The 15,624-nt window shown below is 67.4% G+C and carries 16 protein-coding genes; 9 read left to right on the forward strand and 7 right to left on the reverse strand.

The features are described from left to right. Window positions 1–108: 108 nt before the first annotated feature. The 4 genes from H7A86_RS15805 to gap form a co-directional block, all read right to left on the reverse strand. Window positions 109–1,461, reverse strand: coding sequence for a DUF3999 domain-containing protein (locus H7A86_RS15805; RefSeq protein ID WP_119131044.1), 1,353 nt, complete (start codon window positions 1,459–1,461; stop codon window positions 109–111). Continuing rightward, window positions 1,458–4,223, reverse strand: a complete 2,766-nt coding sequence (locus H7A86_RS15810) for a DUF2339 domain-containing protein (RefSeq protein WP_425509758.1) — start codon at window positions 4,221–4,223, stop codon at window positions 1,458–1,460. Before H7A86_RS15810 ends, H7A86_RS15805 begins: the two co-directional genes overlap by 4 nt. A 192-nt stretch (window positions 4,224–4,415) precedes the next feature. Continuing rightward, window positions 4,416–4,886 carry a hypothetical protein gene (locus H7A86_RS15815; protein ID WP_115677300.1) on the reverse strand — a complete coding sequence of 157 codons (471 nt, stop codon included), beginning with the start codon at window positions 4,884–4,886 and terminating at the stop codon, window positions 4,416–4,418. Window positions 4,887–5,103: 217 nt separating this feature from the next. After that, complete coding sequence (gene gap / locus H7A86_RS15820) at window positions 5,104–6,105, reverse strand: type I glyceraldehyde-3-phosphate dehydrogenase (protein ID WP_104648883.1); 1,002 nt, start codon at window positions 6,103–6,105, stop codon at window positions 5,104–5,106. A 501-nt stretch (window positions 6,106–6,606) separates the two neighbouring features. Here gap and H7A86_RS15825 point away from each other — a divergent pair. From H7A86_RS15825 to H7A86_RS15865, 9 genes are all read left to right on the forward strand, one after another. Beyond that, window positions 6,607–7,119 carry an SgcJ/EcaC family oxidoreductase gene (locus H7A86_RS15825; RefSeq protein ID WP_119131041.1) on the forward strand — a complete coding sequence of 171 codons (513 nt, stop codon included), beginning with the start codon at window positions 6,607–6,609 and terminating at the stop codon, window positions 7,117–7,119. Between the two features lie 299 nt (window positions 7,120–7,418). Beyond that, window positions 7,419–8,042 carry an OmpW/AlkL family protein gene (locus H7A86_RS15830; RefSeq protein WP_119127524.1) on the forward strand — a complete coding sequence of 208 codons (624 nt, stop codon included), beginning with the start codon at window positions 7,419–7,421 and terminating at the stop codon, window positions 8,040–8,042. Window positions 8,043–8,161: 119 nt separating this feature from the next. Further along, window positions 8,162–8,776, forward strand: coding sequence for an OmpW/AlkL family protein (locus H7A86_RS15835; RefSeq protein WP_119131039.1), 615 nt, complete (start codon window positions 8,162–8,164; stop codon window positions 8,774–8,776). Continuing rightward, entirely contained in the window at window positions 8,769–9,677 is a 909-nt protein-coding gene (locus H7A86_RS15840; RefSeq protein ID WP_232099342.1) for a S1/P1 nuclease, read from the forward strand. Before H7A86_RS15835 ends, H7A86_RS15840 begins: the two co-directional genes overlap by 8 nt. A gap of 13 nt (window positions 9,678–9,690) precedes the next feature. Further along, window positions 9,691–10,515, forward strand: a complete 825-nt coding sequence (locus H7A86_RS15845; protein WP_119131483.1) for an MBL fold metallo-hydrolase — start codon at window positions 9,691–9,693, stop codon at window positions 10,513–10,515. Window positions 10,516–10,590: 75 nt separating this feature from the next. After that, the gene (modA, locus tag H7A86_RS15850; protein WP_119131482.1) at window positions 10,591–11,367 is read left to right on the forward strand and encodes a molybdate ABC transporter substrate-binding protein; all 777 of its coding nucleotides are present in this window, start codon (window positions 10,591–10,593) and stop codon (window positions 11,365–11,367) included. 15 nt (window positions 11,368–11,382) lie between these two features. Continuing rightward, a complete protein-coding gene (gene modB / locus H7A86_RS15855) occupies window positions 11,383–12,069 on the forward strand; it encodes a molybdate ABC transporter permease subunit (RefSeq protein WP_180708162.1) in 687 nt (228 codons plus the stop codon). Next, a complete protein-coding gene (gene modC / locus H7A86_RS15860) occupies window positions 12,069–12,683 on the forward strand; it encodes a molybdenum ABC transporter ATP-binding protein (protein WP_115677306.1) in 615 nt (204 codons plus the stop codon). The genes modB and modC overlap by 1 nt, the downstream gene beginning before the upstream one ends. Before the next feature lie 46 nt (window positions 12,684–12,729). Then, complete coding sequence (locus tag H7A86_RS15865) at window positions 12,730–13,287, forward strand: flavin reductase family protein (RefSeq protein WP_119131037.1); 558 nt, start codon at window positions 12,730–12,732, stop codon at window positions 13,285–13,287. A gap of 18 nt (window positions 13,288–13,305) precedes the next feature. Here H7A86_RS15865 and H7A86_RS15870 read toward each other — a convergent pair whose 3' ends face one another. From H7A86_RS15870 to H7A86_RS15880, 3 genes are read right to left on the reverse strand one after another with little or no spacing between them, the layout of a single operon-like run. After that, a complete protein-coding gene (locus H7A86_RS15870; RefSeq protein ID WP_119127518.1) occupies window positions 13,306–13,890 on the reverse strand; it encodes a hypothetical protein in 585 nt (194 codons plus the stop codon). Continuing rightward, on the reverse strand, window positions 13,890–15,188 hold the full coding sequence (locus H7A86_RS15875) for a TonB family protein (RefSeq protein ID WP_119131036.1): 1,299 nt from the start codon (window positions 15,186–15,188) through the stop codon (window positions 13,890–13,892). Before H7A86_RS15875 ends, H7A86_RS15870 begins: the two co-directional genes overlap by 1 nt. Then, window positions 15,178–15,546: a BlaI/MecI/CopY family transcriptional regulator gene (locus H7A86_RS15880; RefSeq protein WP_180707913.1), complete on the reverse strand. Its 369-nt coding sequence runs from the start codon at window positions 15,544–15,546 to the stop codon at window positions 15,178–15,180. The genes H7A86_RS15875 and H7A86_RS15880 overlap by 11 nt, the downstream gene beginning before the upstream one ends. Window positions 15,547–15,624 lie beyond the last annotated feature (78 nt).

The raw sequence follows: 15,624 nt of genomic DNA on the forward strand, positions 1-15,624 counted from the left end.
GGATGGTCGGTCGAGGACGACGGGCAATGCGGCTGCCTTGGCGACGGGGGATGCCCATTGTCGGACCTTCGCGCCGCAGCGGCAAACCGCCGTGCGGCGCGCGGGTCGTCAGGGGCTGCGATTGGCCGCCGGGCTGCGCAGCAGACTCACGGCGAAACCACCGACCAGCACGGCGCCGCCGATCAGCAGCCCCCATAGCAACCAACGCTTCCAGTCGCGCGGCGTAGCGGCCGGCTGCAGTGCGGCATCGCCGGCCAGCGGCTGCGCCTGCGCGGCGATGCTGGCAGGCGCCGGTTGCCACTGCGCGCCACGTTCGCGGCGCAGCGCCTGCAGCATCGAGGCCAGTGGCGCGTCACCGCGTTGCACGCGCGCGCTACCCGCGACCACGGCATACGGCGGCTGCCCCTGGGCGAGGAACATCATCCGCTCCGGCTGGTAGCCCACGCGCAGCGTCGGCCTCGCGGTGCTGCGGCCTTGTGCGGCGAGCAAGCGCCATTGGCGATCACGCACCGGGGCCGACAGCTGTTGCGGCGGGGACGCGGCGGCCTTGCCGGCACCGAGTCGATACGCCAACCACGGCCCGGCGCGGCGCAGCCACGGCGCGTCATCGGCATCACGGCTTTCCGCGATCCATTCGACCGCCTCGGCCGGACCGCCGCTGACATCGACCTGGGTGACCGGAAAGCGCCCGGGCAAGGCATACAGCACCGCCTTGTCCTGTGCGGTGCCCGGCAACTCCAGCCACTGCGATTGCAGCGGCGCAGCGACGCCGTCCAGTTCCGCATCAACCGCGCGCAAGGCCGGCAGCGCGCCCGACACGGGCACGATGCGCAGATAGCGCGCGCCCTCGTCCAGCGCGATACGGCGTTGCTGCAGACGCTGCGCCTGGTTGTCCAGCGCCATCACGGTGGCATCGGCGGCCAGCACGCGCCAGTCGCGCAGATCGTCGCTGCCTTCCACACGCAGCCGCGCCTGCACCGGCGTGTTGCCGTCCCAGTCCAGCCACAGCGCACGCGGACGATCACCCAATGCGCTGGCATCGATCAGCCAGCTGCCACCGGCACCTGCAGCGGCGCCGGTGGCAAAACGGCCTTCCAGCCGCCGCACCGCGCCACTGGCATCGCGTTCGGCGATCAGTTGCAGGTCGCCGTTGGCAGGCGCCGCACCGGCCGGCAGCGCAAACACGGGCAGGCGTTGCCGACGCGGTGCGGCAGCCGGCGCGGCATCCACCGGCAAGAGCGCGGCCGGCATCTCCTCGCCACGCGCATCGATCACCGTGACATCGCGCAGCCCTGCGTCCTGTGCGCTGCGATAGATCGCTGCGTTCAAGCGCAGCTGATACAGGCCGGCGTCCGAGCCGGCCACCTGCAGCGGCCACTGTTGCCGATAGTCCTGGCGCACATCGGCCGCCTGCGCCATCAGCGGCACCAGCAGCAGCCATCCCCATTGCCTCGATTTCATGCCTGTTCCTTGTCGACGCCATCGTCTCCGACGGCCTGCGCATCGGCCACCGGCTGGCGCGGCGGCGCCGGTGCCAGGTAGCCCACCACGGTGCACAACAGGCCATAGGCCATGAACGAGCCGATGCCAAGCAGATTGCCCAGATGCTGGCGGTCGACCAGCACCAGCTTGGCCAGCACCAGGCCCATCAGCAACGCACCGCCCAGCCACAGCCCACGCTGACCGCGCCGCGAGCCGATCACCCAGCCCAGCACGCCCAGCACGCTCCACACGATGGTCAGGCTGGTCTGCGACAGGGTCGCGCCGATCAAGCCGGCGTCCCATGCCACGCCACCCCAGTGATGCACGCTGTGCAGGGTGCTGCCGGTGACCAGGGCCCAGCCCAGGACACCCAGCGCAGTCACCCGCCACCGTTGCACGACCAACGGCGCCTGCGCAGACCACGCCCACCGCGCCAGCAGGGCCAGCACCGCCAGTTGCGCCAGCTCGGCCGGATTGAGCAAGGGCAGCCACGGCAATGGCGCGGCGCTCACCGGGTCCAGCAGCACGATCAGCCAACCGCTGCCCAGCACCGCGAACACACAGCCCAGCAACGGGTTGCGTGCCCGATCGAAGCCGGCGCCTTGCGGCCACGCCAGCCACGGCCAGCGCAACAGCCCCACTGCCGCCACGCCCAACCAGGGCGCGGCCAGCAAGGCGCAACGCCAGCCATTTGCCAGCATGTACGTATCGGCCAACCACGCCACGCCCAGCGACACCACCAACGGCCACAGCAGCCACCAGATGAACTGCGCGGCCACGGCGCCTGCGCCGTGCTGCCTGCGCAGGCACCACAGCGCGCGCGTGCCTGCCACGGCAAACGCCAGCCAGGCCAGCGCCCCCCAATGGGCGAACGGTTGCGTATGCGCATGGCATTGCCACAGCGCCAACGGCGCAGCCAGCGCCAGCCCGGCCATCGCCGTCCACACCAGCGCCGTTGCCGGGCGACGCCGATGCACCTCGGCGGCCAGCCACACGGTGAGCGCGACAAAACCCAGCAGCAGATCCGGCTCGCTGCGCAGATCGCCGGCAAAGCGCAGGATCTCGTGCACGCCGCACAGCGTCCACCAGCCCAGCCCCCACAGATACGCCACCAGCGCGCGGCGCGGCTGCCCTGCATCGCGCAGGAACCAGGCACTGGCCCAGCCAGCCAGTGCAAGCAGCAGGGTGCTCATGCAGGTGGCGTTGGCCACCGCCACCGCGTCGTAACGCCAGGCATCCACACCGAAGGCGACACCCACCGCCGCCAGCAACTGCAATGCCACCCCGCTGAACTGCGAGATCCGACGCCGTTGCCGCAGCCCCAGCCACAGCAGACCGGCACCCTCCAGCGCAAAGACGCTGGCGGTGGCACGCGCCGACAGTGCCAGCGGTACGGCCAGGGTGGCAAAACCGACCGCCAGCATCGCGTGCGCCTGGCCCAGCAGACGCGTGGAGGCACGCCGCAGCAACCAGCGGGCCAGACCCGCGTACAGCGCAGCCACCGCCAACGCGCACAGCGCCAACGGCAAGCGTTCACCATCCAGCAGGCGCGCCTGCAACGCGAAGGCCACCAGCGGGGTGCCGAACAACAGGCTGCCGTCGATCAGCTTGCCCGCACTGCCATCGCCACGTCGCGCATGCAGGACCGGAATCGCCACATACATGGCGAAGAACAGCAGCAGGAACGGCTCGGTGGTGGCAAATTTCGCCGGGGTGTATTGCAGCGCGCCCCACAGCGTGCCGATGCCGAAGGTGAAGGCGAATCCGAGCAGGTTCAGCACCCGCCACGGACGCGTCCAGGCGATCGCCACGATGCCGGCGTTGAGCACCGCGTAATACGCAAACAGCGCGACATGATTGCCGTTGCCGGTGGACAGCCAGATCGGCGCAAGGAAGCCGGCCAGCACCCCCAGCACCGCCAGCGTGCGCGAATCCTGCACCACCGCCAGCACGCACATGCCGGCAATCAGCACCACGCTGATGCCCATCGCCAGGCCTGCGCCGAGCAGCCCGTACAACTTGAACGCGGCAAACACCGTCAGCAGCAAGCCGCCGATGGCGCCGCCCTGCGACGCCAGCGCAAAGCCGGGCCGCTGCAGCCGCTGCTTCCAGCCCAGCACCAGGCCGGCGAGCGCCAGCACACTGATGCCGGCCAGCCGCAGCTCGATCGGCATGCGCATCCAGCCCTGGTCGCTGGCGTACTTCAACAGCGACGCCACGCCGGCCAGCAACACCAGCATGCCGACCTTGACCGGCACGTTGCCTTCGGTGAACCAGCGCTTCACTGCGCTGGCCGCGCGCGCCAGCGGGCCTGGTCCGGACGGGACGTCGTGCGCTTGCTGCTCGAATTCCGCAGGCGCAGCGGCCAGGGGCGGTGCTTGGACTGCACTGCGCGCCGTAGCAGATGCGGGCACCTGTGCGGGCAATGATGGCGGCATCGGTCTCGGCATCGGCGCGACCGGCGACGGCGCAGCGTGCACATCTGCGGCGGCAGGCCGCTCAGGGGCGCCAGACCCAGACAGGCCGAGGTCGGACGCCTCCCGCGCCCCCCATGTAACGACTGGCGACTGCATTGGGCTGTGCACCGCCGCCGCGTCCGCGCCGCCTGCACCGCTGGCCTGCCATTGCGCAAGCCGCTGTTCCAGCGCATCCACGCGCCGCCGCAGCCCGGCGATCCACACCAGGGCGATCACCAACCCTACCGGCACCGCAAGCAGCAACAGCACCACCGACACGATCATCGTTTCCAACGCATAACCCCTGAGTCGGCATCCGGCCGAATGCGCGAACCATACAGGCTCAGGACGCGTCTGGGCAGCCAATCCCTGGCTGAAGCGCAGCGACACGATGCCGCCATGGGCACCGGCACGCAATGGCTACATGCATCGACATGCCCCCAAGAAAAACGCCCGGTAGAACCGGGCGTTTGAACATCATTCGCGGTAGCCGCTGTCGTTCTTGTTATGGATGATCCAGATCAGGTTGCCGCCGGTGTCCATCGACTTGCCAGCGAACACCAGGCGCCCCTGGCCCTTGTAGGCCATCTCATACCGGTAGCGGTCGCCGCCGAAGAAGAACGGGATGAACGCCTTGCCGGTCACGTAGGAGCCCTGATCGTTCGGCTGACCAATCAGGTCGGTGACCTGCTTCATCGGCATGCCGATCTTCAGCTGGGTGAACTTGCTGTCAGGCGCCGGCTTGCCGGTGATCTCGCCTTCGTAATCGTTGATGCCCTTGACCGTTTCCCCATAGCCCGCCTCGACATCGGCCGACTTGATCACCTCGCCATCGGCATTCATCCAGGCCGGCGTACCGGTCTGCTTTTTCGCGGCCCAAGTGGTCGACGGAGCCGACACCGCAATCACCACACCGAGCGCCAATACGCCCGCCAGAAATTTACTCATGAGTTTTGTTCTCTCGATCCATGGAGTTCCCCGATCCTTCGTACACGACACGGGAACGACCGCCGTGCCCGCAAATTAGCGCACGTGGGCCTCGCAAAGTCCACTTCCCGTACTGCCGACGACGCGGTGACGGCATCAGCACACGTCACGTTCCGGCACATACAAAACGAAAGGCCCCGGCATGCCGGGGCCTTCACTCGTCGCCTAGGCGCAAGGATTACTTCGCGACAACCCGCACCATTTCCAGGCACTTGTTGGAATAGCCCCACTCGTTGTCGTACCAGGACACCAGCTTGACGAAGGTCGAATCCAGCGCGATGCCGGCGTCGGCGTCGAACACCGAGGTGCAGGTTTCGCCGCGGAAGTCGGTGGCCACGACCTTGTCTTCGGTGTAACCCAGCACGCCCTTCAAGGCGCCTTCGCTCTGCGCCTTCACTTCGGCACAGATCTCGGCGTAGGTGGCCGGCTTTTCCAGCTCGACGGTGAGGTCGACCACCGACACGTCCGAGGTCGGCACGCGGAAGCTCATGCCGGTCAGCTTCTTGTTGAGCTCGGGAATCACCACGCCCACGGCCTTGGCGGCACCGGTGGAGGACGGAATGATGTTCTCCAGGATGCCGCGCCCGCCGCGCCAATCCTTGTTCGACGGGCCGTCCACGGTCTTCTGCGTCGCGGTGGCCGCGTGCACGGTGGTCATCAGGCCGCGCTTGATGCCCCACTTGTCGTTGATCACCTTGGCCAGCGGCGCCAGGCAGTTGGTGGTGCACGAGGCGTTGGAGACGATCGCTTCGCCGTTGTAGGTCTTGTCGTTGACGCCGAACACGAACATCGGCGTATCGTCCTTGGACGGTGCCGAGAGGATCACCTTCTTGGCGCCGGCGTCGATGTGCTTCTGCGCGGTTTCCTTGGTCAGGAACAGGCCGGTGGACTCGATCACCACGTCGGCACCGACCGCATCCCACTTGAGGTTGGCCGGGTCGCGCTCCTGCGTCAGGCGGATCTTGTTGCCGTTGACGATCAGCGTGTTGCCGTCGACCGACACATCGGCCTTGAAGCGGCCATGCACCGAGTCGTACTGCAGCATGTAGGCGAGGTAATCGGGCTCGAGCAGGTCATTGATGGCCACGATCTCGATGTCATTGGCGAAGTTCTGCACCGCAGAGCGCAGCACGTTGCGGCCGATGCGACCGAATCCGTTGATGCCAACCTTGATTGCCATGTTCACTAGCTCCTGCGGCCGCGATGGCGCGGCGGATGGAAAGGGACCGCCATTCTAGCAGCGTCGCACTCGCGCAGCCGTGCTGCAGCCAGCGCTGCGGCATGTGGCGCCAGGGCGTTGTGCCGTGGTGCATGCGGGGTGGGATTGGGAATCGGGAATCGGGAATCGGGAATCGGGAATCGGGAATCGAAAGGTGGGCACGCTGTGTGGGTGGCGTCAATCGACAAGGTGATGGGCTCGGCGCTGCAAGCACGACGCGGTATGGGCTGACGCCTGCCTGACTTGAGGGCCCGTGACGATCTGAGGTGCGGCACGAACGCGGCAATCGAAAACACGCCTTATTTTCGATATATCCAAATTATTTCAATTGCTTAAGTTCTACGTCGATACGCTGAAAGGCGTATCGATGCATATGCCGAACAGCAGCATTTCGGCGCTCCGTGGATTTCGATACTGGCCGTGCCTGCTGAGGCACCCATCCATCACAACGGAGATTCCCCCATGCGTCGCACCTTTCTCTCCCTGGTCCTGGCTCTGGCTGCCACCCCGGCGCTGGCTGGCGGCGTGATGCACTACACCGACAAGGCCACGTTGCCGGCAGGCGGCGAAGAACGCGAAGTCGCGTCCCTGTTCGACACCTGGAACGCGGCGCTGGCCACCGGCAATCCGGACAAGGTGGCCGATCTGTATGCGCCGGACGGCGTGCTGCTGCCGACCGTCTCCAACGAGGTGCGCGCCTCGCGCGCGCAGATCGAAAAATACTTCGCGATGTTCCTGACCAAGAAGCCGCAGGGCGTGGTCAACTACCGCACCGTGCGCGTGCTCGATGACGACAGCGCAGTGGATGCCGGCGTCTATACCTTCACGCTGACCGACAAGGACGGCAAGAAGAGCAAGGTGCAGGCGCGTTACACCTTCGTGTACGAAAAGCGCGACGACAAGTGGCTGATCATCAACCACCACAGCTCGGCGATGCCGGAAGTGGATGCGCCCAAGCTCGCCAAGGCCAGGTAAGTGCGCGATCCCTGCCGCCATCCGCTCGCTGCCGGCTCCTCCGCGCATGCAGGCGTCGGAGTTCCTTCCCCGCCGCCGCCGCCGCCGCCGCTGGCGCCAGGCGCCTGGCATCGCAGCGCAGAAGCGATGCGCCGGTGCGATCACCGGCACGGCGCAGATCGCTGCTGCCGGTGCCGGTCCCTGCCCACGTCCGCGCATGACCTGTCGCGGCAGCGCGCGCAGCGATTGATCAGGATCAAGGCATCCATCGGGCAAAGCCCCAAGACTTCTTCCATCCTCTGCACACAACGGGAATTTCCATGCGCATGCGCTCTACCCTTCTGCTCGCCGGCCTGGCCGCCGCCTTCGCCAGCGTCCCCGCACTGGCTCAATCCAAAGGCGACTGGACCGTTGCCGTCGGTGCCCACCAGGTCGCGCCCAAATCCGATAACGGCCGCCTGGTCGGCGGTACGCTCGAAGCGGACGTCGGCAAGGACATCAAGCCCACCTTCACTGCGGAATACTTCATTGCCGACAACCTGGGCATCGAAGTACTGGCTGCGCTGCCGTTCGAGCACGACATCGCGCTGCGCGGCCTGGGACGTGTCGCCAGCACCAAGCATCTGCCGCCGGTGATTTCGCTGCAGTACCACTTCAACAGCCAGGGCAAGCTCTCGCCGTTCGTTGGCGCGGGCATCAACTACACCCGTTTCTTCAGTACCGACACGCGTGGCGCGCTGGCCGGCAGCGAGCTGGAACTGGACGACTCGTGGGGCCTGGCCCTGCACGCAGGCGTGGACTACAAGCTCAGCGAGCGCGGCGCACTGCGGGTGAACCTGCGCTGGATCGACATCGATACCGAAGCGCGCCTCGACGGCAGCCGCATCGGCACGGTCAACATCGACCCGCTGGTCTACGGCCTGGCCTACGTGCACCGGTTCTGAGCCCGGCAGCGTGCGCGATGCATCTCTGGCACACTTGGCGTCCAGGGACGTGAATCCACCGCCGGAGTTGCGGACAGGTTGGCCACGTCGACCGCCTGTCCGACCTATCCGGGGATTCCATGAGCATGCTGATCCGTACCGCCCTCGCCATCGCACTGGCCGCCTCGGCCGCACCTGCCCTTGCACAATCGGCCGGCCACTGGACCACGGGCTACGGCGCCGGCTATGTCTCGCCCAAGTCCGACAGCGGCAGCTTCGGCGGCACGCGTGCCGAGATCAAGGGCGCCCCGACGCTGTCGTTCACCTACGAATACTTCCTGCGCAACAATCTCGGTATCGAGGTGCATGCCGCGGTGGCGGGCAAGCACGATCTGCAGCTTGAGGGCGTCGGCAAGGTGGGCAGCTACTGGTCGGTGCCGCCGAGCGTGCTGTTGCAGTACCACATCAACGGCTACGGCACGGTGTCGCCGTTCGTGGGGGTCGGCATCAACTACACCACGTTTGTCGGCGAGGACGTCGATGACGCCTTCGGCAACGGCGATCTGCGCTTCGACGACTCGGTGGGCGCCACTGCACATATCGGTGTGGACTACATCTTCAACGAGCGCAGCGGCCTGCGGGTGGATGCGCGCTGGACCGATTCGCGCAGCAATGTCGATTTCAATGGCAGCCGGCTGGGCAAGGCGCGGATCGATCCGCTGACCTACGGCGTGTCGTACCTGGTCTATTTCTAAGCCTGCCGCAGACGCCGCGCTGAGCCGTGGCTGTGGTCGGACCGGGACGGCCATCAAACCGTCCCGGATCGATGCGTACAATTGCCGGATGAAGACCTTCTCCCCTCGCCTCCTTCTTGCCGCAACCGTTGCCGCGGCCCTCCAGCCCATCAGCGCCTTCGCCTGGGGGCCGCAAGGCCACCGCCTGGTGGCGCGCATTGCCGAGACCGAACTGAGCCCGCAGGCGCGGGCACAAGTGGCGCAATTGCTGAAAGGCGACGCCAATCCGACACTGGCCGGTGTCGCCACCTGGGCCGACGAATTGCGCGAGCACGATCCGGACCTGGGCAAGCGCTCCGGCCCGTGGCATTACGTCAATCTCGGCGAGCACGACTGTACGTACGAGCCGCCGCGCGACTGCCCGGACGGCAACTGCGTGATCGCCGCGCTGGACCGGCAGACCGCGCTGCTTGCCGACCGCAGCCAGCCCCTGGACGTGCGTCGGCAGGCCCTGAAGTTCGTGGTGCATTTTGTCGGCGACATCCACCAGCCGATGCATGCCGGCTACGCGCACGACAAGGGCGGCAATGCATTCCAGCTGCAGGTCGCTGGCAAGGGCAGCAACCTGCATGCGCTGTGGGACAGCGGCATGCTCAACGACCGCCAGCTTGATGACGATGCGTATCTGCAACGCCTGCTGGCGTTGCCGGCGACCGCGGCGACATCGCCGGTGCTGCCACCGCCGGCCGCGGCCTGGGCGCAGGCCTCCTGCAAGATCGCGGTCACGCCCGGCGTCTATCCGGACAAGCACGTGTTGCCGGACGACTACATCGCGACCTACCGTCCGGTTGCCGAGACCCAATTGCGCGAGGCTGGCGACCGACTGGCCGCCGTGCTCAACGCGGCGCTGGCCACGCCCTGAGATGGAGACGCCGATGCAGCCCGAGGTGCTTGCGTTCTTCCACGCCGACAGCAACACCTTCACCTATGTGGTCGCCGACGCGGCGACCGGGGCGGCAGCGGTGATCGACCCGGCGCTGGACTATGCGGCCGACAGCGGCGCGGTCGGCACGCGCGCCGCGCAGGCGATCGTCGATGCCATCGCCCACCGCGGCTGGCAGGTGCAGTGGCTGCTGGAAACCCATGCGCATGCCGATCACCTGTCTGCCGCGCAGTGGCTGAAGCAGCACTGGCCGCAGGCACGCATCGGCATCGGCGACGGCATCCGGGACGTGCAGCAGACGCTCGCGCCACGCTATGCGCTGCCGGAGGACTTCCGTGCCGATGGCTCGCAGTTCGATCACCTGTTCGCCGATGACGAGCGCTTCGCCCTGGGCAGGCTGCAGGTGCGTGTCATCGCGGTGCCCGGGCATACCAGCGACAGCATCGCGTATCTGATCGGCGATGCGCTGTTCCCCGGCGATTCGTTGTTCATGCCCGACGCCGGCACCGCGCGCTGCGATTTCCCCGGTGGCGATGCACGGCAACTGTTTGCCTCGATCCAGCGCATGTACGCGCTGCCGGAGGACACGCGCGTGTTCGTCTGCCATGACTACGGCCCGGGCGGCCGCGACGTGGCCTACCAGACCAGCATCGGCGAACAGCGGCGCAGCAATATCCATGTGCGCGATGGTGTGGAGGTCGATGCGTTCGTGGCGCAGCGCCAGGCCCGCGATGCCACGCTGCCCGAGCCCAGGCTGATCCGGCCGGCATTGCAGACCAATCTGCAGGCGGGCCGCTGTGACGGGGTGGTTCGCTGACGCGTCAGCGTGGCCGCCACGCGGCGCATCGCGCGCAGCCGCTATGATCGGTGCCTGACCCTGCTGGAGCCCCCCATGCGCACGATCGGTTTTTGGCAGCGCGCGTTCTGCGTGCTGATGCTTGCCCTGCCCGTCCTGGCCACGGCGCAGACCGCGCCGGTGACGGTGTTTGCTGCGGCCAGCCTGAAGGAATCCATGGACGAGGCCGCGGCCGCCTACCAGAAGGCGACCGGCACGCCCGTGCGCGTCTCCTACGCCGCCAGCTCTGCACTGGCACGCCAGATCGAGCAAGGCGCACCGGCAGACGTGTTCTTTTCGGCCGACCTGGAATGGATGGACTATCTGCAGCAGCGCGGCCTGGTGCTGCCGGCGCAGCGTCACAACCTGCTCGGCAATACCCTGGTGCTGATCGCCCCGGCCAGCAGCGGGCTGCGCGTGGATCCGCGCCAGCCCGGCGCGATTGCCAGGGCGCTCGGCGAGCGCGGTCGGCTGGCGGTGGGCCAGACCAACAGCGTGCCGGCGGGCAAGTATGCCGCCGCAGCGCTGCGCAAGCTCGGCCACTGGGACGGCGTGAGCAATCGCCTGGCCGAGTCGGAAAGCGTGCGCGCCGCGTTGATGCTGGTCTCGCGCGGGGAGGCGCCGCTGGGCATCGTGTACGGCTCGGATGCACGCGCCGACCCCAAGGTCCGCGTGGTTGCCACCTTCCCCGACGATAGCCACGAGGCCATCGTGTATCCGGTTGCCGCGTTGAAGAACAGCAGCAATGCCGGCACCGCCGCGTTCGTGCAGTGGCTGGGCAGCAAGCCGGCCGGGGCGATCTTCGTGCGCCGTGGTTTTTCGTTGCAGGATTGAGGCGCGCCGTTGTCGATGTTCACCCCGCAGGAGCTGACCGCGATCGGCCTGAGTCTCAAGGTCGCCACCGTTGCGGCCGTCGCCAGCCTGCCGCCAGGCATCGCCTGTGGCTGGCTGCTGGCGCGGCGGCGCTTCCCGGGCAAGGCGCTGCTGGATGCCCTGCTGCATTTGCCGCTGGTGATGCCACCGGTGGTGACCGGTTACGCGCTGCTGGTGGTGCTGGGCACGCAGGGGCCGGTCGGCAGCTGGCTGCTGGAGCACCTCGGCATCCAGTTCGCATTCCGCTGGACCGGTGCGGCGCTGGCATGCGCGGTGATGGGGTTCCCGTTGATGGTGCGCGCGATCCGCTTGTCCATCGAAGCGACCGATCGTCGCCTGGAAGCGGCCGCCGCCACGCTCGGCGCGGGCCCGTGGCGGGTGTTTTTCAGCATCACCTTGCCGTTGGCCTGGCCTGGCCTGGTCGCCGGCATGGTGCTGGCGTTCGCCAAGGCCCTGGGCGAATTCGGCGCGACCATCACCTTCGTGTCCAATATCCCTGGCGAAACCCAGACCTTGTCGTCGGCCATCTACGGGCTGATGCAGGTGCCGGGCATGGAATCGGGCGTGTGGCGGCTGGCCGGCGTTGCCTTGGCGATCTCGCTGGCGGCGCTGCTGCTGTCCGAGTGGCTGGTGCGCAGACCGCATCCACGCGAGGACGGCTGATGCTCGATATCGACCTGCACCTGCAGCGCGGCAATTTCCAACGGCATGTCCACATCCAGGACCAGGCCCGTGTGGTGGCCCTGGTCGGCCCCTCCGGCGCGGGCAAGAGCACGGTGCTCAACGCAATCGCCGGTTTGGTGCGGCCGCAGGCCGGGCATATCCGCATCGACGGGCGCTGCCTGTATGACGCCCGGCAAGGCGTTGACCTGCCCACGCACAAGCGCAGGATCGGCTACGTGTTTCAGGATGCGCGGCTGTTTCCGCATCTGGATGTGCGCCGCAACCTGCGTTATGGCCGGCACGCCCGAGGCGCGGCGCCATTCGGCTTCGACGATGTGGTGGCACTGCTGGGTATCGCGCCCTTGCTGCAACGCCGGCCGCGCAACCTCTCCGGGGGCGAAGCGCAGCGTGTGGCGATCGGCCGCGCCTTGCTGTCGCAACCGGCGATCCTGCTGTTTGACGAGCCCTTGTCGGCGCTGGATCAGGCGCGCCGCGAAGAACTGATTCCCTACCTGCAGCGCGTGCGCGACGAGATCCGCCTGCCGATGTTGTACGTCAGCCACAATCCCGATGAAGTGCAGCGCATCGCCGATAGCGTGCATGTGCTGGAATGAGCGCATCGACACCGTCGATCGCCACATCCAATCAGCTGGTGTGCCCATGAAACAGTATCGGAAACATGCATTCCCGGTGGAGCAGGCGCGCCGCTTCCTCGAACCCGGGCCGGTGGTGCTGGTGAGCTCGGCCCACAAGGGCCAACGCGACATCATGACCATGGGCTGGCATATGGTGCTGGAGTTTTCGCCCTCGCTGATCGCCTGCTGCATCGCTCCCGGCAACCACAGTTTCGAACTGGTCCGGCGCAGCAAACAATGCGTGATCAATCTGCCGACCGCCGAGCTGCTCGACACCGTGATCGGCATTGGCAACAGCAGCGGTGCCCAGATGGACAAGTTCGACCATTTCGGGCTGACTGCCGTCCCCGGCCAGCGGGTTGCGGCGCCAGCCATCGCCGAGTGCTACGCCAGTTTCGAATGCCGCCTGCACGACGGGCGGCAGATCAACCGCCACGCCCTCTTCGTCTGGGAAGTGGTGAGCGCGCAGGTGGCCAGGCGGCCTGCGCTGCCCAGGACGGTGCATTACCGCGGCGATGGCCGCTTCATGCTGTCCGGCAAAGAAGTCTCGCGGCGGCGCCTGTTCGCACCTGAAATGCTCTGATGACAGCGATGCGCATGCTCATTGCGCCACCTTGCCCTGCCGCACGCTGACCTTGCCCTGCCGTACTTCGAAGGTGAACGCGAACGACAGCGTCACCGGTACCGGTTCCTCGCTGATCGCGCCGCTGCAGTCGTCCAGCGCCGCCGGCTGCGCCACGCCGGCGGCAAACGTGCACAGGGCGGCCGGCACGAACCGCCACTGCTGCACCGTGGTACGCACCGCCTGCAGCAAATCGGCGTTGTCCGGCAGCAGACCGGCCGCGCATTCGTCGCGATCGGACATGGGGTCGACGCGCTGCACCGCGCCGTCGGCGGCCAGGATCACATGCGCGCATACGGTGGTCGGCGGCAGTGTCTGCCGTGGCGAGTCGGCCGGCAGCACCGGCGCATCGCTGCGCAGTGCGCGCGGCATCCGGAAACGCTGTGCCGGCGCCAGTGTGTAAGACCGGATGGAGCCGCCGCCTTCACCGCCCGACTGCGCGCTCAGCATGCGCTGGTCCACCGAATCTTCGCGCTGGCTGCGCTGCTGTTCCTGCACGCCCTGCGTTGCACATGCGCCGAGCGACAGCGCCAGGGCTGCAGTGCATATCGGAGTAAATCGCATCACGGCTTCTCCTGCATTGCGCAGCCTGCCGAGGCACAACCGGCAAGACGGCTGGACGCTGGCGCATCCGGGTGCGCTGCGCCGGCATCGGCAGCCGTGGACGTTTGCTCCGGCGCATCCAGTTCGAACTTCACCGGCACGCGCACCGTGGAAGCAATCGCCCTGCCATGTGCAGACGCAGGTGTCAGCCGCCACTGACGCGCTGCCTCCAGCACCGCTTGATCGAACACGCCGGCCGGGCTGCTCTGCACGACGGCAATATGCTCCGGTATGCCGCCCGGGCTGACCTGGATCTGCAGTTCGACAAAACCTTCGATGCCCTTGTCGACCGCGGCTGCCGGATACCTCGGCGGTTGCATCGTGGAAAAATCCACCGCGTTGCCCGCCGCCAGCGCCGGGTGTGCCGGCAACGCAATGCGCGCCGGCTGCACGGCCCAGGCAGCGGTGCTGATCGTCGCCGCCAGCAGCAGCACCATCACCACGCGCCAGCGCGCATGCCCGGCAGCTGCGGGTAAACCGCGCAGTGCCGCGATCCGTTGCGCCAACGGAGGCGACGCAGCCCAATGACAGACCAGTTGCGTGCAACCGGCATCAAGCTGGGTCTTGAGCATGGCCGTGGCGTAACTGCGCCGCTTGCCCGGATGTTGCGCCAGCACGGCCGCATCGCAGGCCAGCTCCTGATCCAGCCGGAACGCACGCCAGGCCAGATGCATCAGCGGGTTGAACCAGCCGATGCAGAGCATCAGCGCTGCCAGCAGATTCGCGTGCAGATCGCCGCGCCGCAGATGCATGCGCTCATGCGCCAGGATCAGCGCACGCTCATCGGCGTCGTAGCGCACGCTGAAATCCGCCGGTACCACGATGCGCGGACGCCAGAGTCCCAGCGATGCGGGAAGGCCGACATCGTGCGTGGCCGACCAGAGCCGGTGGTCGAGCCGGTGCAACGGCCCCAGGCGGCGCAGGAAGCGCCGTTGCCGCGTCCACACTCCGAACGCCATCACCACCACGCCGCCCAGCCACGCTGCTGCCAGCCAGCTTGCCCACGCCTGGCCTTGGCCCTGCACGCTGGACAGCGCCGGCAGGGCAGTCAGCGCCGGTAACCTCGGCACCGCCACGCCGAGAGACGGGCCTGGCAACACGGCCGCCACCAGGGCCAGCGGGACGCAGGACCAGATCGCATACGCCGCGGTGGCACCCGACAGCTTGCGCAGCGGGCGACGCAGGAACAGGCAGACCAGCAGCGCGACGGTGATGTACAGCGTTGCGCGCGACACCAGGACCCAGGCCTCAGGGTTCATCGTCCAGCTCCTTGATCAGTTGTTTCAGCTCCGCGATATCGGACGCGCTGAGTTTTCCGCGCTCGCTGAAATGCGCCACCAGTGGCGCCACCCGCCCACCGAACAGGCGTTGCAGCAACCCCTCGCTCTGTTGCTGCACCCACTGCTCGCGCGCCAGCACCGGCGAGTAGAGATAGCGCCGCCCTTCTTTCACCGCGCGGATGGCGCCCTTGCCAAGCAGGCGGTTGAGCAGGGTCTTCACCGTCGGCTCGGCCCAGTCGCTGTGGGCAGCCAGCGCGGCGACCACGTCGTCGGCGCTGCGCGGCGCCGCATCCCAGAGCACCTGCATCACCACTGCTTCGGCTTCGCTGATCGGCATGCGATTACATCCGTAATTTTTATCGATTACGCATGTAAATCTTTGACCTGTCAAGCCCGTCCCAACAGCCTTGCGGCA

The organism is Xanthomonas euroxanthea, assembly GCF_903989455.1.
Classification (GTDB): Bacteria; Pseudomonadota; Gammaproteobacteria; order Xanthomonadales; family Xanthomonadaceae; genus Xanthomonas; species Xanthomonas euroxanthea.